Consider the following 26,546-nt stretch of genomic DNA (forward strand, 5'->3'; position numbering starts at 1 on the left):
AGCGCAGGTTGCACCGGTCGGTGAGCGAGACCCTCAGGTCGGTGGCCACCCGGCCGTAGGTGTCGATGAGCACGCAGGCCCTCCTCAAGACGGGATTCGGTCCCCTGTGAGGGCGGTCCGACCGCCAGCCCGGCTCCGGACCAGCGGTCGATGAATCGGCCCGGTGCCCTGGGACAGAGGCAGACCAGTGGCATGGCTGGCGCAGGAGATGATCTCCGCGGTGATGGAGACCGCCGTCTCCTCGGGGGTGCGGGCGCCGAGGTCGAGGCCGGTCGGGGAGCGCAGCCGGGCCAGCTGCTCCTCGGTGACGCCGACTTCGCGCAGGCGGTGCAGGCGTTCGTCGTGGGTGCGCCGGGAGCCCATCGCGCCGACGTAGCCGACGGGCAGGGCGAGGGCCAGGCGTAGCAGGGGGATGTCGAACTTGGCGTCGTGGGTGAGGACGCAGACGGCGGTACGGGCGTCCACCTCGGTGCGTTCCAGGTAGCGGTGGGGCCAGTCGACCACGATCTCGTCGGCGTGCGGGAAGCGTGCCGCGGTGGCGAAGACGGGCCGGGCGTCGCAGACGGTGACGTGGTAGCCCAGGAAGCGTCCGGCCTGGCTCAGGGCGGCAGCGAAGTCGACGGCGCCGAAGATCAGCATGCGCGGGCGGGACGCGTGGACGTGGACGAGGACGGAGAACCGGTCGGGGCATGTGTCCGCGTCCCCGCCGAGCGGGACAAGCGCGGTGCGTCCCGCCCGGAGCAAGGCTGCGGCTCGGTCCGCCACCGTCCGGCCCGTCGGCCCCCGGTCCAGCGTCCCGAAAACGACGTGGCCGTCGCCGAGCACGCTCATGGTGGAGCCGACGAGTGCGTCGGGGCCGTCCACGACCTGGGCCACGGCAGCCGGTCGCCCCTGAGCAACTTCGGAGAGAGCCTCTCCCAGGTGCGGCTGGGCAACGGGGTCGATGCGCTGGACGAGGACGTCGAGTTCGCCGCCGCAGGTCAGTCCGACGGCGAAGGCGTCGTCGTCGGAGTAACCGAACCGGGCGCGCTGGGGAGGATCCTGGTCATGCAGCACCTGCCGGCACAGTTCGTACACCGCGCCCTCGACGCAGCCGCCGGAGATGCTGCCGACCGCGTTGCCGTCCGCGTCGACCGCGACCGACGTACCGGCCGGCAGGGGCGCGCTGCCGGTGACGTCGACGACGGTGGCCAGGGCGAAGGGACGTGCCTCGCGGCACCAGCGGTGCAGTGTGTCCGCGATGTTCAGCATGAGGGTCTCCAGAGCAGATGACCAGCGTCGCAGATGGTGAGCGGGCCGCCGCCGCAACGCCGGGGGAACGTCACGCGGCGGCCCGGGAGGTACGGCAGCCGGACGGGAAGGCCGACTGCCGTACCGGTCGATGGACGTGCTGATGTCAGAGCAACGCCTCGGCGGTGATGGGCAGATCGCGGACTCGGCGGCCGGTGGCGTTGAAGACCGCGTTTGCGATGGCGGGTGCCACGCCGACCATGACGACCTCGCCGAGCCCCTTGACGCCGAGCGGGTCGGCCTCCATGTCCTCGCCCTCCAGGTAGATCGCCCTGAGATCGGGGACGTCCGCGTTGACGGGGACGAGGTAGTCCGCCAGGCCGGCGTTCACGATCCGCCCGTCGCGGTGGTCGGTGACCGTGTGCTCCAGCAGTGCCTGGCCGATGCCGCCCACCATGCCGCCGATCGCCTGGCTGTCGGCGAGCTTGGGGCTGATGATGCGGCCCGCGTCGTACACGCCCAGGATTCGCCGCACCCGCACCAGGCCCAGCGTGGCGTCGACGGCCACCTCGGCGAAGGTCGCGTTGTAGGCGTGGAAGGAGTGCCGCTCGGGACTCGACGGTCCGGTGTAGGAGCCGCGTGCTTCGATGCGGGAGCGGTTGTTGCGGGTCAGCAGCCGCTGGTACGCCTCGCCCCGAGCCGGGTTGTTCCTTACGTGCAGCCGGCCACTGCGTGCCACGACGTCCTCGGCGGCCACGCCGTACAGTGGCGACTCCTCGTCCTCGACGGCCAGCTCGATCGCCTGCCGGCGAACCCGGTTGCAGCCGTCGAGGACGGCGGAGCCGACACTCGCCATGGTCATCGAGCCGCCGTGCGGCCCGGTCTGCGGGTAGAGCGAGTCGCCGAGCCGGAAGGTCACCGCGCGCATGGTCAGCCCGAGCGCGTCGGCGGCGACCTGGGTGTGGGACGTGTAGGTACCCGGCCCCATGTCACTGGAGGCGGTCTCGACCACGGCCGTGCCGTCGGCGTCCAGTCGGACCCGGGCTTCAGCAGGCATACGCGCGGTGTGGTAGACACCCGCGGCCATACCCATGCCGATCAGCCAGTCGCCCTCCCGCCGCGAGCGCGGCCTGGTGGGCCGGCGGTCCCAGCCGAACTCACGGGCGCCCACGGTGTAGCACTCACGCAGCCGACGGGTGGACCACGGCAGTCCGGACGACTCGTCCTCGGCCGGCTCGTTGCGTCGGCGCAGCTCGATCGGATCGATACCGAGCTCGTTGGCAAGTTCGTCCAGCGCCGACTCGATCACGTAGGACGCCGTCGCAGGGCCCGGGCCGCGCATCCAGATCGGGGTGCTCACGTCCAGCGGCACCGTCCGGTACGCCTGGCGGACGTGAGGCATGCTGTAGAGCATCCGGCCCGGGTCCAGGATGCCCTCGACGAACGTCTCGTAGGAGGAGGTCTCGTGGTCCATCTCGTGGACCATGGCGGCAAGGCGCCCCCGCCTGTCGCTGCCCAGCCGCAGCCGGTACTCGTAGGACGGCCGGAAGCCGACACCGAAGTACATCTGCTTACGGCTCAGCACCAGCTTGACCGGACGGCCCGTCTCCCGCGCCGCCAGGGCGGCGATGGGGACGTGCGGCCAGCATCGCAGTCCGCTGCCGAAGCCGCCGCCGACGAACGGTGAGATCACGCGCACCGAGTCCTGGGCCAGGCCGAACACCGCGGCGAGTTCGTCCCGCGTGCCCATCACCCACTGCGTCTTGTCCCACACGGTCAGCCTGTTGCCGTCCCAGCGGGCGATGGTGGCGTGCGGCTCCATCGCGTTGTGATGGTTGCGGGCCAGGTGGTACGTCAGCTCCAGCCGTACGTCCGAGGAGCGCAGGCCTGCCTCGGCATCGCCACGCGCGTAGGTCGTCGGCTCGCCCGGCTCCGCCTCGGCCAGATCGGTCGAGGGCCGCTCGGCGTCGTACTCGACCTTGACCAGGCTCGCGCCGTGCTGCGCGGCCTCCAGGGTGGTGGCCACCACGACGGCGACCGGCTGACCGTGGAAGAGCACCCGGTCGTCCTGGAACACCCGCAGCCTGCGGCCGGCCGGGTTGTTCGACCCGGAGTTGTCACGGTACGGCAGCCTCGGCGCGTTGCCGTGGTGGATCACCCGCAGCACGCCCCGGTGGGCCTCGGCGTCACGGGTGTCGATCGAGGTGATGCGGCCGCGGCCGATACTCGCATCGACGATGACGGCGTGCACCGCACCGTCGACGTCGTGCTCGGCGGCATACAGCGCCTGACCGGTGACCTTCAGCCGGCCGTCCACCCGGGACAGCGGCGCACCGACGGCTGCCTGCGGCTGGGGACTCACTTGGTACCTCCTACGATGCGCAGCTGGCGTTCCACGGTCCGCTGCAACAGCTCGGGCTTGAACCGGTTGTGCCGAAGCGGGCGGGCTCCCTCCGCCGCCCGCGCGACGGCGGCGGCCCACAAGGCCTCGGACGGGCGTTCACCTACGAGGTGCTGCTCGACCGCGGGAAGCTTCCACGGCACGGTGCCCACACCGCCGGCGGCGACCTTCGCCTCCCGGATCACCCCACCGCTCACATGCAGCGCGACGGCCGCCGAGGTCAGGGCGAACTCGTAGGACTGCCGGTCACGCACCTTCAGATAGCCCGACCGCAGCGGGCGCGGAAGCGCGGGGATCTCCACCGCAGTGATCAGCTCACCCCGCTGGACGGCCTGCTCACGGTTCGGGGTGCTGCCCGGCCGCAGCAGGAAGTCCGCGAAGGGGAGGGTGCGCTCGCCGTCCGGGCCCAGCAGATGCACACTCGCCTCGAGCGCCGCGAACGCCACGGCGACATCGGAGGGATGGGTGGCGACACAGTCGTCGGAGGTGCCGAGGATGGCGTGCATCCGGTTGAAGCCCTCACGGGCGGCACACCCCGAACCGGGCTCGCGCTTGTTGCAGGCGGCGGTGACATCCCGGAAGTAGGTGCACCGGGTGCGCTGCATGATGTTGCCGCCGATGGTCGCCATGTTCCGCAACTGCGCCGAAGCACTCAGCTCCAGCGCCTCGGAGATCACCGGGTACAGGCTGCGCACCTTGCGGTCGGCGGCGGCCTGGGACATGGTCACCAGCGCGCCGATGCGCAGGCCCCCGCGCTCGGTGGCGGTGACCTCACGCAGCGGCAGGCCGGAGATGTCGACCAGCGTCTCGGGACGCTCGACGGTCTCCCGCATCAGGTCGACCAGCGTGGTGCCCCCTGCGATGTAACGCCCGCCGCGGCGACCGGCGTTGAGGGCTTCCCGGGTGTCGGAGACGCGGGTGTAGGCAAAGGGATACACAGGGCCGCTCCTTACTTCCGGCCCGCGGTCTGCTGGACCGCGCGCACGATCTTGGCGTAGCAGCCGCAGCGGCAGATGTTGCCGCTCATCGACTCCCGTATCTCCTCCGGCGATCCGGTGTGGCCCTCCTGGATGCAGCCGACGCCGGAGAGGATCTGGCCGGGGGTGCAGTAGCCGCACTGGAACGCGTCCTGATCGATGAACGCCTACTGCAACGGGTGCAGTTGGTCGCCGTCGGCCAGCCCCTCGATGGTCGTGACCTCGACGCCTTCCATGCGCACCGCGAGCGTCAGGCAGGCGTTGACCCGATGGCCGTCGACCAGCACGGTGCACGCCCCGCAGGCCCCGGCGTTGCAGCCCTTCTTCGAACCGGTCAGGCCGAAGTACTCGCGCAGCAGGTCCAGCAGCGACGTGCGATTGTCCACCGTCACGGTCCGGCGGGTGCCGTTGACCGTCAACGAGACCCGACTGGAGGGCGCCGCCGCTGCGGCGCCGGCTTCCTCCGGGCCGAGGAGCGTGCCCCCGATCACGCCGCCCGCAAGGACAACACCGCCGACCGCAGTACTGGTGGCGATGAAGGTGCGCCGAGTCGGCGCCGAAGAGGGCTCGCTGGAGTCGGTGGGGGGTGGAACGGCGGATTCAGGGAGATCAGTGGACATGGATATGCCTTCGCATCACGGACGGATCGGCCGTACAGAGCGGCCCGGCAGGAGGCGGGATCGTCGTCGCCGCAGACGTGGGCGACCGCCGCTTCACTGCCGCAGCCGTCCATGTGGGGAGTCTGGCATCACAGGTAATGCCTGTGGCAGGGAGAGTTTTATCCCCCTCTTGGTTTGCTCACCCACGGGTAAGGGATAAATAAGCAGCCTACCGAGAACATATGGGGATGGCTCCTTACATGCCGGGGGTCGGCCGCCGCGGAGGGCCGGGTGCGCCATCCAGGTAACCCGTATTCCGCGCGGGCAGCGAGTTACTGATGATGGGTGTACTGGCAGTACACCCCAACCTGCCGGACTCGGACTTACGGTCAGGTGTGTGGACAACCGTGACGAAGTCCGCGAGTTCTCACCTCGCGGCGAGCCAAGAGCACCCCCCGAGCAGGCAGGGCTGCCGACCGGCACCCGCCGCCGTCTCAGCAGCCGGGAAGGGGGGAGAGTTTTCACCCCGGAGGATTCTCACCCAGGAGGGAATTCTCCCCTTTGCAGGCTCGCGCGACAGTGGCAAGGTCGTGGACGTGACCGGAGAACAGAGCTGGTCACCTGAAAGCTCTCCCGTAATGAACCCGTTGGGGAGGGAATTCTCCACCAGGCGCTTTCCTACCTGAGCTCCGGATGACGACCATGACCCCCACTTCCGACGCCTGTCACTTCCACCGGTTCACCTTTCCCACTCGGCCCGCCTCCGTTCCCAAGGCACTCCGACGCACCAGCGCCGCGCTCACCGACCTGGGGCTGTGTCCGAACGCCGAGGTGACGCAGAGCTCGCTGCTGATCATCAGCGAGCTGGTTACCAACAGTGTCGTCCACGCCGGACATCGTTCCCCACAGGTCCGCATCACCGTGGCCGTAGAGCGGCGCCACCTCATCCTGGCCGTTCACGACCGCCATCCTCAGCGGCCCGTCCTTCCCACGTCCTCCGACGCCACGGCGACCGGCGGTCGCGGGCTGCGCATCATCTGCGATCTGACCCACACGGCGGGCGGCTCCGCCTGGACCGTCCCGGATCCTGACGAGGTCGGCAAAACCGTCCTTGTCCGCCTGCCCAGGAGCCGGCCGTATCGGTGCCGCAGCACCCACGAGGCAGCACAGCGCCTGTAGAGAGAAACACCATGCACGTGCTGAAGCAGCCCTTCGACCAAGGACGGTTCACCAGTCCACCAAGGTCCCTCCCCGACTGTCGCGCCACGCCGTGGACCCGGACACCGAGAGACGGCTCACCTGGACTCATCTACGAGAGCCCAAAAAAATCGGCTGGCAATGTCGAGAACCCGTGACCGGCTCCGTCCCCGAGGTGAACGCGACCACAATGGGTCGCACCAGCACCGAGGAGAACCACGATGGCCAAGTACTTGCTGCTCAAGCACTACCGAGGCGCTCCGGCTGCGGTCAACGACGTGCCCATGGACCAGTGGACGCCGGAGGAGATCTCGGCCCACGTGCAGTACATGAACGACTTCGCGGCCCGGCTCGAGAAGACCGGCGAGTTCGTCGACGGTCAGGCGCTCGCCCCCGAGGGCACGTGGGTCCGGTACGACGGTGAGGGGCGGGCGCCGGTCACCGACGGCCCGTTCGCCGAGACCAAGGACCTCATCGCCGGCTGGATGGTGATCGACGTCGACAGCTACGAGCGTGCCGTCGAGCTGGCCGGGGAACTGTCGGCCGCCCCCGGCGCGGACGGCAAGCCGATCCACGAGTGGCTGGAGCTGCGCCCGTTCCTGACCGCGACGCCCACCGTCACCGAGTGCCATTGATGAACGAGGCCCTGCTGAGGAGCCTCACGCCGAGCGTGCTCGCCATCCTCGTCCGCCGCGGAGCCGACTTCGCGGCGGCCGAGGACGCCGTACAGGACGCGCTGGTCGAGGCGATCCGCGCCTGGCCGGCCGACCCGCCGCGGGATGCGAAGGGCTGGCTGGTCACCGTGGCCTGGCGCAAGTTCCTCGACGCGACCCGGGCGGACGCCGCACGCCGCCGGCGTGAGGACCTCGTGGAGGAGGAGCCGGCGCCCGGGCCCGCGCCCGCGGTGGACGACACGCTCCAGCTCTACTTCCTGTGCGCCCACCCGTCGCTGACGCCGTCGTCCGCGGTCGCGCTCACGCTGCGCGCCGTCGGCGGGCTGACCACCCGCCAGATCGCCCAGGCCTACCTGGTGCCGGAGGCGACCATGGCGCAGCGCATCAGCCGGGCCAAGCGCACCGTCTCCGGCGTGCGGTTCGACCAGCCCGGTGACGTCGCCACCGTGCTGCGTGTCCTCTACCTGGTCTTCAACGAGGGCTACTCGGGTGACGTCGACCTCGCCGCCGAGGCCATCCGCCTCACCCGGCAGCTCGCGGCCGCGATCGACCACCCCGAGGTGGCCGGGCTGCTCGCCCTCATGCTGCTCCACCACGCCCGGCGCGCCGCCCGGACCGCGCCCGACGGCAGCCTGGTGCCGCTCGCCGAGCAGGACCGCGGCCGGTGGGACACCGAGTCGATCGCCGAGGGCGTCGAGATCCTGCAGGCGGCCCTTGCCCGCGACCGGCTGGGCGAGTTCCAGGCCCAGGCCGCCATCGCGGCGCTCCACGCCGACGCGCCCACCGCCGAGGAGACCGACTGGGTGCAGATCGTCGAGTGGTACGACGAGCTCGCGCGTCTGACCGACAGCCCGGTCGTCCGGCTCAACCGCGCGGTGGCCGTCGGCGAGGCCGACGGACCGCGGGCTGGCCTGGCGGCGCTCGCGGCGCTGGACGACTCGCTGCCCCGCCACACCGCGGTGGCGGCGTACCTCCACGAGCGCGACGGCGACCTGGCGACGGCGGCACGGCTGTACGCCGAGGCGGCCCGGAAGGCACCCAACCTCGCCGAGCGCGATCACCTGACGCGCCAGGCCGCCCGGCTCAACGCCAGCCGGTGATGGGGCAGGGAATCAGGTACGGGAAGCGCTCGGCGAGGGCCTCCGCCTGCTCGACGCTGACGACGGTGATACTGGACAGCGGTGGGTCTGCGGGGTGATCGGTCATACGGCGGCCTCCAGGAGCGGGTGTGCCCTGCCGGTATTACCCGCCCCGGCTCAACGCGCCGCCCCGGCTCATGCGTAGAACCGCGATGCCGGGCACCGGGGTCCCTTCCGAAGGAGGTGCGACGACGCGTCACAAGAGGGCGGCGACGACGTTCGCAGGGAAGTGCGGCTACGAGGTCGAAGCCAAGAGCAATAATTGTTGACGTCAATAGTTGTTGCTGTCCTTCGGGTGCGTCAGACTGGGACCAGCACACGCAACCGCCCCGCCGGGGGCCTCGACCAGGGAGCCCGCCATCGCCCGCCAGCAGCACGCCACGAACACCGCCCCGATCGATGCGAACGAGCCCTGGATGCGCGGACTGCACGCGGACACCGGCTATCTGCTGTACCGGCTCGGCCTGCGCTCCGGACAGCTCTTCAACGGCTTCCTCCAGGAGTCGGGCCTGCGGCTGCGCCACTACGCGCTGCTGCGCTTCCTCGCCACGACCGGGGGCGCGCTCCAGCGTGAGCTGAGCACCCGTCTCGGCTACGACCCCAGCGCGATCGTCGGTCTCGTCGACGACCTGGAACGCGCCGATCTCGTGGAGCGCCGCCCCTCCCCGGACGACCGTCGCAGCCGCATCGTGGTGCTCACCGAGAAGGGCCGGTCATTCCTGCGTGACACCGACGAGGCCGGACAACGTGTGACGAACGATCTCCTCCGGCCGCTGGACCCGGCCGAGCGGGAGACGCTGCACGACCTGTTGCTGCGCATCGCGGAGCCGGGGCTGTCCCGGGGTTTCACGGAGGGGTGACGCGGCACGATGACCCCGCGTTCGGCACCCGACCGGCTTCTGGCGGTGCTCGGCACCTTCGACCACGATCACCCTGCGCTTTCCCTGACGGATATCAGCCGCCGGGCGGGGCTGTCCCTCACCACCGCGCACCGGCTGGTCAAAGCGCTGACGGCGTGGGGTGCGCTGGAGCGTGATCCGTCCGGCGTCTACCACATAGGGCTGCGGCTGTGGGAGGTGTCGGCGCTCGCACCCCGCGGTCTCGCCCTGCGCCAGGTCGCGCTGCCCTTTCTGGAGGACCTGTACGAAGCCACCCATGAGAACGTCGCGTTGGCCGTGCGCGACGGCTCGGAGGTCGTCTACATCGAGTGGATCTCCGCCCGTACGGCGATCGGCGTCCGCATCCAGGTGGGCGCCCGCTGGCCGCTGCACGCCACCGGGGTCGGCCTCGCTCTGCTCGCCCACACCGAACCGGAGTTCCAGGCCGCGTACTGCGCCGAGCCGCTCACCGCGTACACCGGCCACACCATCACCGACCCGGGCCGGCTGCGCCGGGCGCTCGCCGAAGTGCGCCGTTCCGGCTGCGCCGTGAGCAGCCGTCAGGTTACCGACGACGCCCTGTCCGTGGCCGCGCCCGTGCGGGGTGGGGGCGCGGCGGTCGTCGCGGCCGTCTCCGTCGTCGTGCCCGTCCGGGACGCGCAGATCCCCGCGCTGGTCCCGGCCGTACGGCTGGCGGCGCGCGGTATCTCCCGCGCGCTGGGCTGGCAGCCACGGCCGGAGCCCGAAAGGGCTTCCGTCTGACGGAAGCGGTTGCCGACACGGGCAGCCTGCACGAGTCCCGCTTCTGCGGGGCCGAGCGGTGCATGGGGCCGACCGCAACAGCTGAACCTGGCCCGACCAAGACGTTCAGCCCTCGCCGCTGTACCGGGTCCGCGCGCCGGCCAGTGGATCGCTGCTTGTCGCACCACAGGCCGGCACGCGTTCCAGGTGTCACCCGGCGGCCTGCGCAGTCAGCGGCTCGGGGTAGAACTGCTCGACACGGTCGCGCTTGGTGTACATGTCCCAGTAGTACTGGGCAAGGTCGTCGGGGTCGACGATGGGGAACCGTGCACCGGCGTCCGCCGTGGCCGCGGATGCCGCCTCGCCGCGCGGTCACCTTCCGCTCCAACGAGGCACAGGGCAACGTAGCTCACCGTTGAGGCCCTGCGCGCGGACCGCCAGGGCGCGGCCGATCACGGGCACCGGATCACCGCGGCCATCGCCTGCCACGTGGCCCGCGCCGGCGGCACCGTCGACCAGCTACGGCCTCGCGGCCCATGCTGCCGTACGTGAACCCGCCGAACGGCATCGCCTGTTGGTCGCGCGCCTGCTCCGGTGGACCGGCATCAGGCGTCGGTGGCCGCGTGGACGCGTTGTCCTTCGACGAAGGTCTGCAGGACGCGGGTGGCGGCGATCTCTTCGGGCGGGCCCGCGAACGGGTCGCGATCAAGGACGACGAGGTCGGCCGCCTTGCCGACGGTGATGCTGCCGGTGGTGCCGTCGAGGTGGTTCACGAAGGCGCTGCCCGCCGTGTACGCGGCGATGGCGGTGCCCAGGTCGAGGCGCTGCTCCGGGAGGAAGGCCGGGGTGCCCTCGGGCGCGTGGGGGGAGATCCGGTTGACGGCGACGTGGATGGCCTGGAGCGGGTCGGGGCTGCTGACCGGCCAGTCGCTGCCGGCGGCCAACGTCGCGCCCGCGCGCAGCAGATCGCCGAAGGGGTACTGCCGTGCGCCGCGTGCCGCACCGAGGAAGGGCAGGGTCAGCTCGTCCATCTGAGGTTCGTGGGCGGCCCACAGCATCTGCAGGTTGGCACTCGCGCCCAGGGCGCGGAACCGGGGGATGTCGTACGGGTGGACGACCTGGAGATGCGCCAAGTGGTGCCGTGTGTCGCGCCATCCGTTGGCCGTACGGGCGGACTCCACGGCGTCCAGCGCCTCGCGCACCGCGCGGTCGCCGAGCGCGTGGAAGTGGATCTGGAAGCCGAGCGCGTCGAGTTCGGTGACGTACTTCTTCAGCTCTCCCGGCTCGACGAAACTGATGCCGCTGTTGTCCGAGGAGCAGCCGCAGCCGGTCAGATACGGATCGAGCATCGCGGCGGTGTGGTTCTCGGCGATGCCGTCCTGCATGATCTTCACGGTGCCGGCGCGGAACCGGCCTTGGTTCAACTCCTCTCGACGCGCGGCGAGTTCGGGGATCTGCTCGGCGCCGCGCTCGCGGTCCCACCACAGGGCGCCGACGACGCGGGCGGTGAGCAGACCCCGGTCGAGGGCTGCCTGATAGGTGGGCGCCGGGTCGGCCATGTTGGCGTACGCCCCCACGATGGCGTCCTGCCAGGCGGTGACACCGTACGAGTGCAGCACGGCCTGGGCCCGGAGCAGGGCGGCGAGTTGCTCCTCCGGCGTGGGATCCGGCAGCAGCCTTCCCACGAGGTGGACGGCGCCCTCCTGGAGCATGCCGGTCGGGTTGCCGTCGGCGTCGCGCTCGATCCGGCCGTCGGCGGGGTCGGGCGTACGGGCGTCGATGCCCGCACGCTCCAGCGCCCGGCTGTTGACCCAGGCGCCGTGGTGGTCGCGGTTGGGCAGGAACACCGGGCGGTCCGGGACGATCGCGTCGAGGGCGGCGGCGGTGGGGGTGCCGCCGGGGAAGGCCTCCAGGGACCAGCCTCCACCCGTGATCCACTCGACGTCCGGGTGCTGATCGGCGTACGTCTTGATCCTGCGCAGGTACTCGGCCGCGTCGACGGTGTCGGCGAGATGGCACAGCCCGAGCTCGATGCCCGCGCCCTGCGGATGTACGTGGGCGTCCTGAAAGCCTGGGAGCAGCAACTTCCCGGCGAGGTCGACGACTTCGGTGCGCGGCCCGATGAGCTCGCGCACCTCGTCGTGGCCGACGGCGGCGATCCGCCCGTCGCGCACGGCCACGGCGGTTGCGCGGCTGCGGGCGGGATCGACGGTGTGCACGGGGCCGCCCGTGAGGACGAGATCGGCCGGCCTCGTGACCTGGGGATGCGACATGGGGGTGAACTCCGTTGGGGGTGGTCAGACCGTCGTACGGTCCATCGGAAGGGTAAGAAACTCGGCGTCGGTGCCGCGCCCGGTGGTGAAGTACGGGGAATGCCTCACGTACTTGGCCACGGCGGCCATGCCCAGGCCGACGAGGACGATCACGGCGGGCAGCGAGAACATGAACCAGCCGTTGTCCGGGCTGAGTTCGAAGTGATCGCTCATGGCCAGGTACGAGTACCCGAGGTAGCCGCCCAGGCCCAGCAGGACCAGGCCGGACGCGGCGGGCACGCCGACGGCGAGCAGCGCCTCGCGCGCCTCTTCGCGCAGCGCGGAGCGGAAGCGCACGGCGCAGCCGAGCGCGGTGAGGCCGTAGTAGAGGGCGACGATCAGGCCGATGGCGTTGACGGCGGCCAGGAGCATGTCGCTCAGCTTGGGAATCGCGACGGCGAGCAGGGCGATCACGGCGGCGATGGTCATCACGACGACGGTGCCGGCGGCGGGCGTGCCGTATCGGGGGTGGATCCGGGTCCACAGCGGTCCCATGGTGCGGTCGCGGCCCATGGCGAGCAGTCCGCGCGCCGTGGGGATCAGCGTGGCCTGCACGGAGGCGACCGCGGAGAACATCAGCGCGACCAGGGGCAGGGTGGCCCAAGGCTCGGCGGCCAGCTTCTCCCCGAGGTACGGGAGCGCCTGGGGGCCGTTCTGGACGAGTTCGCCCAGGCTCATCTCCCGCTGGAAGGCGACCGAGGCGAAGAGGAACAGGCCGAGCATGGCGAACAGGGCGACGAGGCCTCCTCGGGCCGCGTCGCCCGGGCTCTTCGTCTCCTCGGTGACGCTGAAGGCCGCGTCCCAGCCCCAGAAGAAGAACACCGCGAGGACCATGCCCTGGGCGAAGGTGGTGCCGCTGGAGATCTCGAAGGGGTTGAACCAGGAGAAGGAGAAGGCGTGGTCGCCGGTGACCAGAGCCCAGCCGCAGAAGCCCAGCAACACCGCGTACTCGAAGACCAGCAGCGCGAGGCCGATCACCGAGCGTGGCGGGACGGTCGATGCGCCAGCAGCCGACGAGGGACTTGATCTGCTGCGATTTCGGCACCGCGACGACATATCCGATGCCGGCCTCCTCGAGCATGCGCCGAAAGTGCCAGTCCTGACCGTAGAGAGCGTCCGCGGTCACCCAGGCGATGGGCAGCGGCGAGGCCAGGGCTCGGGTGACCAGGATCCGGGCCAGCTCGGTCTTGGTGGCGAAGCCACGGCTGTCGGGGACCTTCGCCGCCTGGCACCGCTCGCGGTCGGACGTCCAGGACTTGGGCAGATAAAGCTCCCGGTCCACCAGTGTCCGGCCCCGACGCGAGGCAGAGGCGGCGAACACTGCGACCTGGCAGTTTTCAGTGCGTCCGGCAGTGCCTGAGTACTGCCGTTGAACCCCGGCCGAGGTATCGCCCTTCTTCAGGAACCCTGTCTCGTCGATGACGAGGACACCCTCAGGCTCGCCAAGCCGATCGGCGACGTATGCCTGCACGTCGTCGCGGACCACGTCCGCGTCCCACCGGGCACGGTTGAGGAGGCTCTGGAACCCATGAGGGGCACTGTGACCTGCGTACTCGGCGAGCTGCCAGCTGTTTTTCCGTCCGACGGGCCCGAGCAATGCCCGCACATAGTCCCGCATCCGCCGCCGCAGATCAGCCCGGCCGAACCGGTGGCCAACCCGCAACAGCACCTCACCCAGCTCTCCCGCCCATGCATCGGGGCGCACATCATCTTGCGCGATCAAACAACAGCGATCGGGCACCGCCGGTCACGAACTCCCGCCACATGACGGCCAGTCAGCTCGCTACACTCAGAAACAGGCTCCTGACCAGCAACGATAGCGAACTGCAACTGGAGTATTAATACTGCAACGGTCTTTGGCGTGACTGGTTGCCAGGCTATTCGCCGGCCTGGGCAGATGGGGATCTTGGTGATGTCAGGGCGTAACGGGGAGGCTAGCGAGGTGCCGCGAGGACGTCCCGGAGTACGTCTTCGAGCGTGACGCGGGCCAGCTCGTGTCTCAGGGTCTGCTCGATGCCCTCGTAGATGCGCTGCATGGCCGGCTGGATGCCGTAACCCACCACGCATCCTTGGTCCGGGGTGGTGCGGTGCATCGCGAACAGCGGGCCGGGTTCCACTGCCTCGTACACGTCGAGCAGGGTCATCGACCCCAGCTCACGCGCCAGTGACCAGCCCGCGCCCACGCCCCGCCGGGACTCCACGAGCCCGGCCCTGCGCAGTTCGCCGAGCAGCCGCCTGATCACCACGGGGTTGGTGTTCGCGCTGGTCGCGATCTGCTCGGAGGTGGCGACCTCATGGCCCTGGCGCTGGTAGAGACCGATCCATGCCAGCGCGTGGGCGGCAATGGTCAATCTGCTGTTGGCGCTCATGAACCCCTCCTCTCGGTCGCAACGCTCTATGTTACGACAGCGCAGTCGTAACAACGAAGGTTGCAACAAGCTGTCGTAACAATTAGCGTTGCGACTATCGGGAAGGGTCAATCAGCGAGGTGAGAAGAATGAGCAAGCCACTCACGGGCAAGGTCGCCCTGGTCACCGGGGGGTCGCGCGGACTGGGAGCCGCGACCGTACGACTGCTGGCCGAGCAGGGCGCCGACGTCGCCTTCACCTATGTCAGCTCCGAGAAGCAGGCGCAGGCTGTCGTCGACGAGGTGCGCGGCAAGGGAGCGAAGGCCGTCGCCTTCAAGTCCGACCAGGCGGACATGAGTCGGGCGCCGGCGCTGATCGACGACGTGGTCGCGCACTTCGGCGGCCTGGACATCCTCGTCAATAACGCGGCGATCTCGGTGGAGCAGGGCCGCACGGTGGACGACCCGGACGCCGACACCGCCGCACTGGACCGGATGCACGCCACCAACTACCTCGGCGTGATCGCCGTCATCCGGGCCGCCTCCCGAGTGCTGCGCGCGGGCGGCCGCATCATCACAGTGAGTTCCGGACTGGGCTCCCGGGTCGGTGCCCCGGGCCTTGCCGACTACTCGGCGACCAAGTCAGGGATCGAGAGGTACACCATGGGGGTCGCACGGGACCTCGGGCCCCGGGACATCACGGCCAACGTCGTGGAGGCCGGACTGATGGAGGGCGGCATGGAAGGGCCGGGCCCCGAGACCCTCAAGGCCCTGGTCAGTTCGCTGTCCCTGCAACGCGTGGGTCACCCCGAAGAAATCGCCGCGGCGATCGCCTTTCTGGCGAGCCCCGCCGCGTCGTACGTCACGGGCGCGGTGCTGGACGCCCACGGTGGCTACAACGCCTGAACCGGAACCCTGCCGCGCGCCCCGAAGGACATCGCGCCTTCGGGGCGCGCACCGCCGACGACCCGCGCGTGCGTGGACGGCTCCCACGCGCGCGAAAGAGGGGGAGCCGCGACCGGCCCGTCGCCGGTCGACCGGCGGAAGACGGGCAGCAAGCACCAGCTGATCTGCGACGGCAAGGGCACCACGCTGCACGTCATCACGACTGCCGCCAGCGTCAACGACATCACCCAATCCCTCGACCTCGTCGACGGCATCCCGCCCGTCGCCGGACGACCCGGCCGGCCCTGGCGGCGGCCGGAGTGCCTCCTGGGCGACAAGGCGTACGACTCGAAGGCTGTGCTGGGTGAGCTGCGACGCCGCTGCATCCAGGCGGTGATCTCCCGCAAGGGCGCCCCGAGCATCAGGGGCCTGGGCAAGCTCCGCTACGTCGTCGAGCAGACCTTCACCCTGCTCCACCAGTTCAAACGCCTCGCGGTCCGCTTGGAACGACGTATCGAACTCCAGGACGCCTTCGTCTCGTTGGCTTGCAGCCTCATCTGCTGGACACGCCTCAAGAAGACCCGATCTTGATCGCGTTACGAGCTCTAATAGGACTCCGTTAGGTCTTCCGGTCGGGCCTGTTCGGGAGCATGTTGGGTTGGGTGGACGCACATGAAGTGAACCGGGTCCGGGCGACGTTGGCGTTGTACGTGGCGGATGTGTTCGCCTCGGTGCCGCGGAAGGACCAGCGGGCCAAGGGCGACTGCTACCTGCGGGGACTGATGCTGGACGGCCGCCGCAAGTCCATCCAGGCCATGGCCTCGCGGCTGCCGGACGGCAACGAGCAGAACCTGCAGCAGTTCGTGAACCAGTCGACCTGGGATCCGGTGCCGGTGCAGCGGCGCATCTGTGAGCGGATGCTGCCGCTGATCGACCCGACGGCCTGGGTGATCGACGATGTGTCGGTGCCCAAGGACGGCCGGATGTCGGTCGGGGTGGCGCCGCAGTACTGCGGGGCGTTGGGCAAGCGAGCCAACTGCCAGGTCGCGGTCAGCGTCCACGCCGCGAGCGATACCGCCTCCTGCCCGCTGCAGTGGCGCCTGTTCCTGCCCACGGAGTGGGCGTCGGACACCGGCCGCCGGACCGTCACCCGCGTCCCGCCCGAGGTCACGCACCGCGAGAAGTGGCGTCTGGCCCTGGACATGCTCGACACGCTGGCCGGCTGGGGCATGAGGCCGCCGGTCGTGGTGGCCGATGCCGCCTACGGCACCAACGCGCACTTGCGGACCGAACTGGCCGATCGTCAACTCGCCGACATACTCGCCGTGCGGGCGGATGTCACCGCCCATCCGTTCGACGCGAAGCCCGTGGCCCCGGACCGCAACGGGCCTGTCGGCTGCCGGCCGACACCCCGATCGCCGACCTGGTCCGTCTGGCCAAGGGTCCGCCGGCGCATCGAACACGACTACCGCGAACTCAAGCACGGCCTGGGTCTGGACCACTTCGAAGGCCGTTCCTGGCCCGGCTGGCACCACCACGTCACCCTCGTGACCGCCGCCCACGCCTTCCTCACCGAACAGCGTCTCGCCCCAAAAGCCCCCGCACCGGTCTCACCCTCTACCAAGTCCTCGACACCCTCCAGGACGTCCTGAGGTGCTGGACCGGCATCTGCACCACCTGCCAACAGCCCCTGCCCAGCAGGACTCCCACGACACCAAGATCAAGACAGACCTAACGGAGTCCTATTAGTTGGCGCGCGGTCATGCCGATCCGGTTACGAGCCCTTACGGGCACGACGTGGGCACGGGCACGCAGAAAGGTTGCTGGACCGCCCGCGCGGTTCGCGCAGCCCGCGGGACACCCGCGCATGCCCGTCCCCGACGTGCCGTTGCGGGCCGCACCTGCTTGCACCAGTGCGGCCCGCAACGGTACTGAACCTTCCGTCCTCCGCCTTACGGCTTTCGGGTCCAGGCTCCGTACTGCAACGTCCCCGGGATCTGGCTGTCCCGCCGTACGCCGTTCCCGGCGGATCCATCGGCGGCCGGAGCCGTGCAGCCGGGCCGACGCCAGGTTCGTGGCGATCCGCTCTCACGAATCTCCCTGAGCCGAGAGACGTGACCGTGATGCCGATAAGGCCACCTCTGGCATGCAGTACGTACAGCGCAGGTTGCACCGGTCAGTCAGCGAGACCCGCACGTGGGTGGCCACCCGTGCGTAGGTGTCGATGAGCACATAGGTCCCTCCTCGAGGAAGGCTTCGGCCCCCTGTGTCCAGAGCGACGCGCTGACCTCACCCACCGACGCCGGCGCGTGCCGCCACCTCGGCGAGGCTGGCCCGATCTCCGTCCCGGTTCTGGACCAGCGGTCGATGGATTGGCCCTGTGCCCTGGGACAGAGGCAGACCGGTGGCTTGGTTGGCGGCGGCGATGATCTCCGCGGTGATGGAGATGGCCGTCTCCTCGGGCGTGCGGGCGCCGAGGTCGAGGCCGGTCGGGGAGTGCAGCAGGGCCAGTTGCTCCTCGGTGACGCCCACCTCGCGCAGGAGGCGCAGGCGTTCGTGGTGGGTACGGCGGGAGCCCATCGCGCCGATGTAGGCGACGGGCAGGTCGAGGGCGCGGCGTAGCAAGGGGATGTCGAACTTGGCGTCGTGGGTGAGGACGCAGATGGCCGTACGGGCGTCCACCTCGGTGCGTTCCAGGTAGCGGTGGGGCCAGTCCACGACGACCTCGTCCGCGTACGGGAACCGGGCCTCGGTGGCGAAGACCGGTCGCGCGTCGCAGACGGTGACCCGGTAGCCGAGAAAGGCCCCGGCCCGGCTGAGGGCGGCGGCGAAGTCGATCGCGCCGAAGATCAGCATGCGCGGGCGGGACGCGTGGACGTGGACGAGGACGGTCAGCGGTTCGGGGCAGCCGTCCCCGTTCCCGCCGACCGTGCGGCGGGCAGTGCGGCCCGCCCGCAGCAGGGCACGGGCCTCGTCCGCCACGAGCCGGTCGGTCGGCCCATCGTCGAGGGTGCCGTAGGTCATGCTGCCGTCGGCGAGGACGCTCAGGGTGGCGCCGAGGAAGCGCTCGGGGCCTTCGACGACCTGTGCCACGGCTGCGGGCCGGCCCTCCACGACCTCGGTCAGGGCCGCCGCGAGGTGCGGGCCGTCGGACCAGTCGACGCGCTGGACGAAGACCTCGAGCTCCCCGCCGCAGGTCAGTCCGACGGCGAAGGCGTCGTCGTCGGAGTAGCCGAACCAGGCACGCTGCGGGGCGCCTCCGTCGCTCAGCACCTGTCTGCACAGCTCGTACACGGCGCCTTCGACGCAGCCGCCGGAGATGCTGCCGACCGTGTTGCCCTCCACATCGACCGCGACCGAGGTGCCGACCGGCAGGGGTGCGCTGCCGCGCACGTCGACGACGGTGGCCAGGGCGAAGGGGCGTGCCTCGCGGCACCAACGGTGCAGTGTGTCCGCGATGTTCAGCATGGACAGGTCCTTCGTGCCAAGGGGTGGGGCGGGCCGCCGCCGCGCCCGCGGGGAGCACGGTGCGCGGCGGCGGCCCGGGGGAGGTCCGGCAGCCGAACGGGGGGATGGACTGCCGGACGAGCATGGGGTGCCCCGGGCGACGGGGCCGCTCCTCAGTGGCCCGGGGCAGTCCGGTTCAGAGCAACGCCTCGGCGGTGATGGGCAGTTCGCGGACGCGTCGGCCGGTGGCGTTGAAGACCGCGTTGGCGATGGCGGACGCCACCCCGACCTGGACGATCTCTCCGATCCCCTTGACGCCGAGCGGGTCGGCCTGCATGTCCTCGCCCTCCAGGTAGATCGCCTTGATCTCGGGGATGTCGGCGTTGACCGGGACCAGGTAGCCGGCGAGGTCGGCGTTGACGATCCGGCCGTCGCGGTGGTCGGTGACCGTGTGCTCAAGGAGCGCCTGGCCGATGCCGCCGACCATGCCGCCCAGCGCCTGGCTGTCGGCGAGCTTGGGGCTGACGATGCGGCCGCAGTCGTACACACCGAGCATCCGTCGCACCCGCACCAGACCCAGCGTCGCGTCCACCCCGACCTCGGTGAAGACCGCGCCGTAGGAGTAGTACGAGTGCCGCTCGGGATCCGACGGCCCGGCCCACGAGCCGTCGGCTTCGAGGCGGCTGAGGTTGTTGCGGGTCAGCAGCCGCTGATAGGTCTCGCCGCGGGCCGGGGTGCCCTGCACGTGCAGACGCCCGCTGCGCACGACGATGTCCTCGGCCTTGGCGCCGTACAGCGGTGATTCCTCGTCCTCGACGGCCAGTTTGATCGCCTGCCGGCGAATCTTGTCGCAGGCGTCGAGGGTGGCGGAGCCGACGCACATCATGGTCATGGAGCCGCCGTGCGGCGGGGTCTGCGGATACAGGGAGTCGCCGAGCCGGAAGTCGACCGCGCGCATGGCGAGCCCGAGCGCGTCGGCGGCGACCTGGGCCTGGGAGGTGTAGGTGCCCGGGCCCATGTCGCTGGAGGCGGCCTCGATCACCGCGGTGCCGTCCGCGTTCAGGCGGGCGCGGGCCTTGGCCGCCATGTTGTTGGGGTCGTACACGGCCCCTGCCATGCCCAGACCGATCAGCCAGTCGCCGTCACGCCGTGAGCGCGGCTTCGGATTGCGCCGGTCCCAGCCGAACTCGCGGGCGCCCACGGTGTAGCACTCGCGCAGCCGACGGGTGGACCAGGGCAGCCCGTTCGACTCGTCCTCGGCCGGCTCGTTGCGCAGGCGCAGCTCGATCGGGTCGATACGGAGCCGGTGGGCGAGTTCGTCCATGGCCGACTCGATGGCGAAGGACGCGTTGGCGAAGCCTGGGCCGCGCATCCAGATCGGGCTGTTCACATCCAGGGGCACCTTCCGGTACGCCTGGCTGACGTTGGGCGTGCTGTAGAACATCTGGCCGGCGAGCATGACGCCCTCTTCGAACGTCTCGTACGACGAGGTCTCCGCGTCCATCTCGTGGACCGTGGCCCTCAGGCGGCCCCGCTGGTCACTGCCCAGGCGCAGCCGGTACTCGTACGAGGGCCGGAAGCCGGTGCCGAAGTACATCTGCCTGCGGGTCAGGACCACCTTGACGGGGCGTTTCATCTCACGGGCGGCCAGCGCGGCGACGACCGTGTGGGGCCAGCAGCGCAGTCCGCTGCCGAAGGCACCGCCGACGAACGGGTTGATGACCCGCACGGACTTCAGGGGCACGTCGAACACCGTGGAGAGTTCCGTCTGGGTGCCCACCACCCACTGCGTCTTGTCCCACACGGTCAGCTTGCCGCCGTCCCAGCGGGCGATGGTGGCGTGCGTCTCCATCGGGTTGTGGTGGTTGCGCGCCATGCGGTACGTCAGGTCCATCCGCACCGCCGACTCGCGCAGACCGGCCTCGGCGTCACCGCGCGCGTACTTGGTCGGCTCTCCCGCCTCGGCCTCGGCCAGGTCGGTGGAGGGTTGCTCGGCGTCGTAGTCGACCTTCACCAGGCTGGCGCCGTGCTGCGCGGCCTCCAGCGTGGTGGCGACGACGACGGCGACCGGCTGACCGTGGAAGAGGACCTTGTCGTCCTGGAAGACCCGCAGCCGGCGGCCGGGCAGGTTGTTCGACCCGGGGTTGTCGCGGTACGGCAGTTTGGGCGCGTTGCGGTGATGGATCACCCGCAGGACGCCCGGGTGGGCTTCGGCATCACGGGTGTCGACTCCGGCGATACGGCCGCGCCCGATGCTCGCGTCGACGATGACCGCGTGCACCACTCCGTCGACGTCGAACTCGGCGGCGTACTGCGCCTCGCCCGTGACCTTCAGCCGTCCGTCCACGCGGGACAGCGGCGCACCCACGGCTGCCTGCGGCTGGGGGCTCACCTGGTACCTCCTACGATGCGCAGCTGACGCTCGACGGTCCGCTTCAGCAAATCGACCTTGAACCGGTTGCCCGACAGCGGGCGGGCGCCCTGCACCGCCTTCTCGGCGGCGGCTTTCCACAGGGCGTCCGAGGGTCGCTCACCGATGACGTGCTGTTCGACGGCGGGCAGCTTCCACGGCACGGTGCCCACTCCCCCGGCGGCTACCTTCGCCTCCCGGATCACCCCACCCCTGATGTGCAGGGCGACGGCCGCCGAGGTCAGGGCGAACTCGTAGGACTGCCGGTCGCGCACCTTCAGGTAGCCGGACTCCAGCGGACGCGGCAAGGCCGGGATGTCGACCGCGGTGATCAACTCGCCCTGGCGGATGGCCTGTTCGCGGTTCGGGGTGCTGCCGGGCTTGAGGAGGAAGTCGGCGAAAGGCACCCTACGCTCCCCGTCCGGGCCCAGCAGCTGCACGGTCGCCTCCAGCGCCGCGAAGGCCACGGCCACGTCGGAGGGGTGCGTGGCCACACACGCGTCGGAGGTGCCCAGAATCGCGTGCATGCGGTTGAAGCCCTCACGGGCGGCGCAGCCCGAGCCGGGCTCGCGCTTGTTGCAGTCGGCGGTCACGTCACGGAAGTAGGTGCAACGGGTGCGCTGCATGATGTTGCCGCCGATGGTCGCCATGTTCCGCAACTGCGCCGACGCGCTCAGCTCCAGCGCCTCGGAGATGACGGGGAACAGGGAGCGCACCTTGGGGTGGGCGGCGGTCTCGGACATGCTCACCAGCGCGCCGATCCGCAGGCCCCCGCGCTCGGTGACGCGGACCTCACGCAGCGGCAGGTCGCTGATGTCGACGAGGGTCTCGGGCCGCTCGACGGTCTCGCGCATCAGGTCGACGAGGGTGGTGCCGCCGGCGATGTAACGTCCGCCTCGGCGACCGGAGTTGAGAGCCTCACGGGTGGTCGCGGCCTTCGTGAAGGAGAAGGGATGCATCGGTCCTCACTTCCGGCCGGCGGTCTGCTCGACCGCCCGCACGATCTTCACGTAACAGCCGCAGCGGCAGATGTTGCCGCTCATCCACTCCCGGATCTCCTCCGGCGAGTCGGTGTGGCCCTCCTTGATGCAGCCGACCCCGGACATGATCTGTCCGGGGGTGCAGTAGCCGCACTGGAAGGCGTCCTGTTCGATGAACGCCTTCTGCAGCGGGTGCAGTTCGTCGCCCTCGGCCAGGCCCTCGATCGTGGTGACCTCGGCACCCTCCAGGCGCACCGCCAGCGTCAGACAGGAGTTCACCCGACGCCCGTCGACCAGGACCGTGCACGCCCCGCAAGCCCCGGCGTTGCAGCCCTTCTTGGAGCCGGTCAGGCCGAAGTGCTCGCGCAGCAGGTCAAGCAGCGAGGTGCGGTTGTCCACCGTCACCGTGCGCCGGGTGCCGTTGACCGTCAGGGAGACACGGCTCTCCGGCGGGGCCTCGGCGGCGGCCACGTCGTCATCGAGGAGCAGGGTGCCTCCGATCACCCCGCCCGCGACGACGGCACCACCGACCGCGGTGGTGGCGATGAAGGTGCGCCGGGTGGGCGCCGAGGCGGGTTCGTCGGCTCCGGTGGGGGGAGGAACGGAAGACTCGGGGAGTTCAGAGGACATACGTACGCCTTCACATCACGGACGGTTCGGCCGCGCACAAGGGCTGTGCGGCAGCTCAAGCGAGAAGTCCTGCGGTACGGGACGTGATCGAGTTGCGGACCTCAGGAAACCGGCTCGGTCGTGCGTGGAGAAGGTCGTGTTTATGGGGGGTATAAACTCAACCCCCCTCCTCGGCAGGCTCACGAGTACCGTCATGCGTGCCTCCACCGCCCGGAGATCCCCTTCCTCGCCGGCCGCCGCGCCAAGATCACCCCGGAGCAGGCTGAGCTGCCCTCCAGCTGTCGACGCCGAGTCCCAGGGGCGCGAAGAAGTCGCCAGCCGTCACCGGCGTGGGCCCCGACCGGTAGACGTGCCTGGAAAAGGGCCCGGGGTGAAATCACTCCCCCTTACGGAACACATGCGCGATACGAGGCTGTGCGGCATCCCCACCGCGGCAGCCGCATGTTGCCCTGAAACGAGAGCCACCGCATGTCACCCCTGACCGACAACCGATCCCTCAGGTTGCCCTTCGTCGTCCTGGTGCTGGCCGCGGGAACGTTTTCCGAATTCGTCATCGCGGGCCTGCTGCCCGAAATCGCAGACGACCTCGACGTCAGCGTGTCCCAGGCGGGCCTGCTGATCACGGTGTTCGCGGCAAGCATGATCGTCGGCGGCCCGGCGATGGCGATCGCGACACTGCGCCTGCCGCGGCGGTCCACACTGGTTCTCGCGCTCGTCGTCTTCTCCCTCGGCCACGCGGTCGCCGCGCTCAGCTCGTCCTTCGCGATCGTGCTGGCGGCCCGCGTGGCGACCGGGTTGGCCACCAGTGCCTTCTGGTGCGTCGGCACGGTCGTGGCGGCGACCGCGGCAGGACCTGCCGCAACGTCACGCGCCATGGGCGTGCTGATGGGGGGCATGAACGTGGCCAGCGTCGCCGGCGTGCCCCTGGGCTCGTGGCTGGGTCAGGCGTCGGACTGGCGAGGGCCGTTCTGGGTGCTGGCCGCACTGTCAGCCGGCGCCGCCGCGGTCATCGGCCGGTTCATCCCCGATGACGAGCGGTCCGAAGTACCCTCCGTCCGGGCGGAGTTCGCCGCGCTGCGCCAGGGCCGGCTCTGGCTCATGCTGAGCACGATCGTGCTCTTCATGGGAGGTTCCCTGGCGGCCTACTCCTACGTCTCTCCCCTGCTCACCGAACGGGCCGGCATCCCCGCCGGGGCCGTGCCCATGGTCCTGACCGGTTATGGCGTGGGCGCTCTGCTGGGCACCACGATCGGCGGGCGCACGGGAGACCGCAGACCGCTTGCCACGATCATCACGGCCGCCGCCACGATCACGCTGGTCCTGCTCTTGCTGGTGCCCTTGTCCACGAACCCCGTGGCGACGGTCGTCCTGGTGATGCTCATGGGGGTCACCGGCTTCGCCCCCACTCCGGTATTCGGCGCGCTGGTCGTCCGCTTCGCCGAATCCGCGCCCACCCTCGCCATCGCCCTGAGCGGCTCGGCGACCAACGTGGGGATCGCCGTCGGCTCCTGGGCGGCGGGCATCGCCCTGGCCTCCTCACTGCAACAGACCGGGCCCCCGCTGGTCGGCACGGTGGTCGCCGCACTCAGCCTGATACCTCTGATCGCACTCGCGCTGATGCGTGCCACCCACTCGGAGGCATCCCCACCGCCTGGAACCGCCGCGGACAAGCCGGTCGAGTCCACCACTCGGGACCTTGGGTCAGCTTGACCCGGTCCTGAAGGACCGGGCTTGGAGGTAGTGCCCGGCTGGCTGCTGGGTGGACTCCTCCGTCCAGACACCCCTATGGGGTGGCAGGGACGCGTGACTCACGCCCCGCACTCCACACCACGGCGCCGCGTTGGGCGATGTTGTGGGAAAGCGTTCCGGTCCGCGTGGGCGACGACCCCGCAGTTCCGGCAGATGAAGAAGCCGGCCAGGACGTCGCACGCCGGCCCTGCACGATGGCCGGGGTGACGGTGAGGTCGTCCAGGTGGAGCACGCGGGCGAGGTGTCCAACACGGGAGCGGACGCCTGAATGTGGCCCTGCTCCAGCCGGGTGCAGGGGTCGGCACTGATCGAGCGAGCTGGGCGACCTCCTCACGGTGCAGCCCGGCGACCCGGCGACGACCGCCCGTCTCCGGCAGTCCGACCGTGCGCGGGCTCAGCTCCGAGCGGCGTTTCGTGAGGAACGCCATTGCCTTGCTCTGAGGAGGGCCTTGTCACGCCTTCCGGTACGACGTAGTGCAAGCATTCACACGACGTCGGGCCCCTGCCCGAGACCGCGCAGGACCACGTCGACCAGGTGCTCGACATCCGGCCGTTCCGCATGCATCGCGCGCCCGGTGGCCGCCAGTGCGCTGCGCTCCCACAACGCTCCGAACAGCAGCAGCGTGATGTCGCGGGTGCAGTCGTCCGCGATCTCTCCGCGGGCCCGCGCCCGCTCGACCGAGCGCTGTACCAGGTCCTCGCGCCGCTCGCTGACCTCGGCGCTCACCCGGGCGAAGAGGTCGGGGTGGAAGTGGGCGTCGGCCATGAGTCGCGTACCGGCGAGACCGCGGGAGCCGCGCATCATCGTGGCGTAGTCGACGCCCAGCCGGACGAGCTCCTGTCGCAGTGAGCCGAGGTCCTCGTCGACGAGGCTGGGGGTCAGTTCCTTGAAGGCGTCGACGAGGAGGGCCGTGCGGTCGGCCCAGCGCCGGTAGAGGGCCGGACGGCCCACCCCGGCGCGGGTGGCGACGACGTCGAAATTGAAGCCGCTCCAGCCCTTCTCGGCGTAGGCGTCGATCGCGGCGCGCAGGACGTTCCCCCGCAGCTCGGGACTCTCCGGCCTGCCTATCCGTCGTCTGGTGGGGGAAGTCACGGACGTCAAGGCTACTCGATCAGCGCATGGCGCATGGCTGCCTCGCGTGCCTGTGCGATGCCGAGGAAGTCGTCGAAGTCCCAGAGGGAACCGAAGTTCGCCTCCAGTGAGACGGCAGACGCCTCCTTGGCGAGCACCTTGTACGCGGCCTCCATGCCGGCCTTGGCGGCCACGTGCGCAAGGGCGAAGTAGATGACGGCGTCCGCGCCCTGGCGCGCGTGGTCGGCGGCCGACTGCCCGGGCAGGTCGATCGCGAAGACCGGGACCCGCGCTTCCGATCGGAGCCGCCGGTAGGAGGCGTCGTCCAGCGGCTGGGGGCTGGCGACGAACAGCCCGTCGGCGCCTGCATCCTGGTAGGCCAGCGCCCGGTCGACCGCGGCGGCCGGGCCCTCGACGCCTGCCGCGTCGGTACGGGCGATGACCATGAAGTCGTCCGACGTACGGGCGTCGAGCGCGGCCTTGATCTTCTCGACGGCCTGGTCGACCGGGAGCACCCTCGGCCGCATCGTCAGGTGCTTGCCGAAGTCGTGGTCCTCGATGTGCACTGCGGCGGCCCCGGCCCGTTCGAGTACCTGCACGGCTCGGGCGACATGCAGCGGGTTGCCCCAGCCTCCCTCGCCATCGACGACGATCGGTACACCCGCGACCGGCGCCAGGCGGCGGACCTGGTCGGCCATGTCCTCCAGACCGATGTAGCCGATGTCGGGCAGCCCGTACTTCGTGGCGCCGGTGGCGTAGCTGCCGATGTAGGCGGCCTGGAACCCGGCTTCTCGCACCAGCAGGGCCGACATGCCGTCGTAGATCGACGGGATGATCAGCGGCTGGTTCCTTCCGAGCGCTTCCCTGAGCGTGGTCAT

At 70.3% G+C, this 26,546-nt stretch carries 21 protein-coding genes and 5 pseudogenes; 10 read left to right on the plus strand and 16 right to left on the minus strand.

Going from position 1 to position 26,546, the window contains the following annotated elements; genetic code table 11:
- Positions 1 to 84: 84 nt before the first annotated feature.
- The 4 genes and pseudogenes from StrepF001_RS36965 to StrepF001_RS36980 form a co-directional block, all read right to left on the minus strand.
- Positions 85 to 1,251, minus strand: a complete 1,167-nt coding sequence (locus StrepF001_RS36965; RefSeq protein WP_129802551.1) for an XdhC/CoxI family protein — start codon at positions 1,249 to 1,251, stop codon at positions 85 to 87.
- 145 nt (positions 1,252 to 1,396) lie between these two features.
- Positions 1,397 to 3,592: a xanthine dehydrogenase family protein molybdopterin-binding subunit gene (locus tag StrepF001_RS36970; RefSeq protein WP_129802552.1), complete on the minus strand. Its 2,196-nt coding sequence runs from the start codon at positions 3,590 to 3,592 to the stop codon at positions 1,397 to 1,399.
- The gene (locus StrepF001_RS36975; protein ID WP_129802553.1) at positions 3,589 to 4,569 is read right to left on the minus strand and encodes a xanthine dehydrogenase family protein subunit M; all 981 of its coding nucleotides are present in this window, start codon (positions 4,567 to 4,569) and stop codon (positions 3,589 to 3,591) included. Before StrepF001_RS36975 ends, StrepF001_RS36970 begins: the two co-directional genes overlap by 4 nt.
- 11 nt (positions 4,570 to 4,580) lie before the next feature.
- A pseudogene (locus StrepF001_RS36980) lies at positions 4,581 to 5,228 on the minus strand ((2Fe-2S)-binding protein).
- Between the two features lie 681 nt (positions 5,229 to 5,909).
- On the opposite strand from StrepF001_RS36980, the gene StrepF001_RS36985 reads away from it, so the two are divergent.
- From StrepF001_RS36985 to StrepF001_RS36995, 3 genes are all read left to right on the plus strand, one after another.
- A complete protein-coding gene (locus StrepF001_RS36985) occupies positions 5,910 to 6,386 on the plus strand; it encodes an ATP-binding protein (protein WP_165396484.1) in 477 nt (158 codons plus the stop codon).
- A 239-nt stretch (positions 6,387 to 6,625) separates the two neighbouring features.
- Positions 6,626 to 7,039, plus strand: a complete 414-nt coding sequence (locus StrepF001_RS36990) for a YciI family protein (protein WP_129802555.1) — start codon at positions 6,626 to 6,628, stop codon at positions 7,037 to 7,039.
- Positions 7,039 to 8,178 carry a DUF6596 domain-containing protein gene (locus StrepF001_RS36995; protein ID WP_129802556.1) on the plus strand — a complete coding sequence of 380 codons (1,140 nt, stop codon included), beginning with the start codon at positions 7,039 to 7,041 and terminating at the stop codon, positions 8,176 to 8,178. The genes StrepF001_RS36990 and StrepF001_RS36995 overlap by 1 nt, the downstream gene beginning before the upstream one ends.
- Here StrepF001_RS36995 and StrepF001_RS49745 read toward each other — a convergent pair.
- The gene (locus StrepF001_RS49745) at positions 8,162 to 8,284 is read right to left on the minus strand and encodes a hypothetical protein (protein WP_276322869.1); all 123 of its coding nucleotides are present in this window, start codon (positions 8,282 to 8,284) and stop codon (positions 8,162 to 8,164) included. The two genes, StrepF001_RS36995 and StrepF001_RS49745, sit on opposite strands and share 17 nt — an antisense overlap.
- A gap of 349 nt (positions 8,285 to 8,633) precedes the next feature.
- Here StrepF001_RS49745 and StrepF001_RS37000 point away from each other — a divergent pair, with 349 nt between their 5' ends.
- Both StrepF001_RS37000 and StrepF001_RS37005 read left to right on the plus strand, forming a co-directional pair.
- On the plus strand, positions 8,634 to 9,077 hold the full coding sequence (locus StrepF001_RS37000) for a MarR family transcriptional regulator (protein ID WP_129802557.1): 444 nt from the start codon (positions 8,634 to 8,636) through the stop codon (positions 9,075 to 9,077).
- A 9-nt stretch (positions 9,078 to 9,086) separates the two neighbouring features.
- Positions 9,087 to 9,857, plus strand: coding sequence for an IclR family transcriptional regulator (locus StrepF001_RS37005; protein ID WP_129802558.1), 771 nt, complete (start codon positions 9,087 to 9,089; stop codon positions 9,855 to 9,857).
- Between the two features lie 584 nt (positions 9,858 to 10,441).
- Here StrepF001_RS37005 and StrepF001_RS37015 read toward each other — a convergent pair.
- The 4 genes and pseudogenes from StrepF001_RS37015 to StrepF001_RS37030 form a co-directional block, all read right to left on the minus strand.
- Entirely contained in the window at positions 10,442 to 12,109 is a 1,668-nt protein-coding gene (locus StrepF001_RS37015; RefSeq protein WP_129802559.1) for an amidohydrolase, read from the minus strand.
- Between the two features lie 24 nt (positions 12,110 to 12,133).
- Positions 12,134 to 13,114: pseudogene (locus StrepF001_RS37020) on the minus strand (APC family permease); the annotation flags it as partial.
- Between the two features lie 67 nt (positions 13,115 to 13,181).
- Positions 13,182 to 13,889: pseudogene (locus tag StrepF001_RS37025) on the minus strand (IS701 family transposase); the annotation flags it as partial.
- Positions 13,890 to 14,082: 193 nt separating this feature from the next.
- Positions 14,083 to 14,517 (minus strand): Rrf2 family transcriptional regulator, encoded by a 435-nt coding sequence (locus tag StrepF001_RS37030; RefSeq protein WP_129802560.1) that lies wholly within the window; start codon positions 14,515 to 14,517, stop codon positions 14,083 to 14,085.
- A gap of 128 nt (positions 14,518 to 14,645) precedes the next feature.
- Between StrepF001_RS37030 and StrepF001_RS37035 the strand changes: the two genes are divergently transcribed.
- The 3 genes from StrepF001_RS37035 to StrepF001_RS37045 all read left to right on the plus strand — a co-directional run bounded on the left by StrepF001_RS37035 (position 14,646) and on the right by StrepF001_RS37045 (position 17,032).
- Positions 14,646 to 15,401 carry an SDR family oxidoreductase gene (locus tag StrepF001_RS37035; RefSeq protein WP_129802561.1) on the plus strand — a complete coding sequence of 252 codons (756 nt, stop codon included), beginning with the start codon at positions 14,646 to 14,648 and terminating at the stop codon, positions 15,399 to 15,401.
- Positions 15,402 to 15,473: 72 nt separating this feature from the next.
- A complete protein-coding gene (locus StrepF001_RS37040) occupies positions 15,474 to 15,971 on the plus strand; it encodes a transposase (protein ID WP_165396485.1) in 498 nt (165 codons plus the stop codon).
- A 71-nt stretch (positions 15,972 to 16,042) separates the two neighbouring features.
- Positions 16,043 to 17,032: an IS701 family transposase gene (locus StrepF001_RS37045; protein ID WP_129802563.1), complete on the plus strand. Its 990-nt coding sequence runs from the start codon at positions 16,043 to 16,045 to the stop codon at positions 17,030 to 17,032.
- Positions 17,033 to 17,669: 637 nt separating this feature from the next.
- Here the strand turns inward: StrepF001_RS37045 and StrepF001_RS37055 are convergent.
- The 4 genes from StrepF001_RS37055 to StrepF001_RS37070 form a co-directional block, all read right to left on the minus strand.
- Positions 17,670 to 18,848, minus strand: coding sequence for an XdhC/CoxI family protein (locus StrepF001_RS37055; protein ID WP_129802564.1), 1,179 nt, complete (start codon positions 18,846 to 18,848; stop codon positions 17,670 to 17,672).
- A 175-nt stretch (positions 18,849 to 19,023) separates the two neighbouring features.
- A complete protein-coding gene (locus tag StrepF001_RS37060; protein WP_129802565.1) occupies positions 19,024 to 21,219 on the minus strand; it encodes a xanthine dehydrogenase family protein molybdopterin-binding subunit in 2,196 nt (731 codons plus the stop codon).
- Complete coding sequence (locus StrepF001_RS37065; protein WP_129802566.1) at positions 21,216 to 22,196, minus strand: xanthine dehydrogenase family protein subunit M; 981 nt, start codon at positions 22,194 to 22,196, stop codon at positions 21,216 to 21,218. Before StrepF001_RS37065 ends, StrepF001_RS37060 begins: the two co-directional genes overlap by 4 nt.
- A 6-nt stretch (positions 22,197 to 22,202) precedes the next feature.
- Positions 22,203 to 22,847, minus strand: a complete 645-nt coding sequence (locus StrepF001_RS37070) for a (2Fe-2S)-binding protein (protein ID WP_129802567.1) — start codon at positions 22,845 to 22,847, stop codon at positions 22,203 to 22,205.
- Between the two features lie 216 nt (positions 22,848 to 23,063).
- On the opposite strand from StrepF001_RS37070, the pseudogene StrepF001_RS48680 reads away from it, so the two are divergent.
- Together StrepF001_RS48680 and StrepF001_RS37080 are read left to right on the plus strand one after the other, a co-directional pair.
- Positions 23,064 to 23,159 (plus strand): annotated as a pseudogene (locus tag StrepF001_RS48680) (transcriptional regulator); the annotation flags it as partial.
- A gap of 156 nt (positions 23,160 to 23,315) precedes the next feature.
- Complete coding sequence (locus tag StrepF001_RS37080) at positions 23,316 to 24,557, plus strand: MFS transporter (protein ID WP_129802568.1); 1,242 nt, start codon at positions 23,316 to 23,318, stop codon at positions 24,555 to 24,557.
- 187 nt (positions 24,558 to 24,744) lie between these two features.
- Here StrepF001_RS37080 and StrepF001_RS48685 read toward each other — a convergent pair.
- The 3 genes and pseudogenes from StrepF001_RS48685 to StrepF001_RS37100 all read right to left on the minus strand — a co-directional run.
- Positions 24,745 to 25,024, minus strand: a pseudogene (locus StrepF001_RS48685) (helix-turn-helix transcriptional regulator); the annotation flags it as partial.
- Positions 25,025 to 25,080: 56 nt separating this feature from the next.
- Entirely contained in the window at positions 25,081 to 25,689 is a 609-nt protein-coding gene (locus StrepF001_RS37095) for a TetR/AcrR family transcriptional regulator (protein WP_129802569.1), read from the minus strand.
- Positions 25,690 to 25,700: 11 nt separating this feature from the next.
- Positions 25,701 to 26,546 (minus strand): isocitrate lyase/PEP mutase family protein, encoded by an 846-nt coding sequence (locus StrepF001_RS37100; RefSeq protein WP_165396486.1) that lies wholly within the window; start codon positions 26,544 to 26,546, stop codon positions 25,701 to 25,703.

Origin of the sequence: Streptomyces sp. F001 (assembly GCF_004187715.1) — a bacterium.
In the GTDB taxonomy this organism is placed as follows: domain Bacteria; phylum Actinomycetota; class Actinomycetes; order Streptomycetales; family Streptomycetaceae; genus Streptomyces; species Streptomyces flavusporus.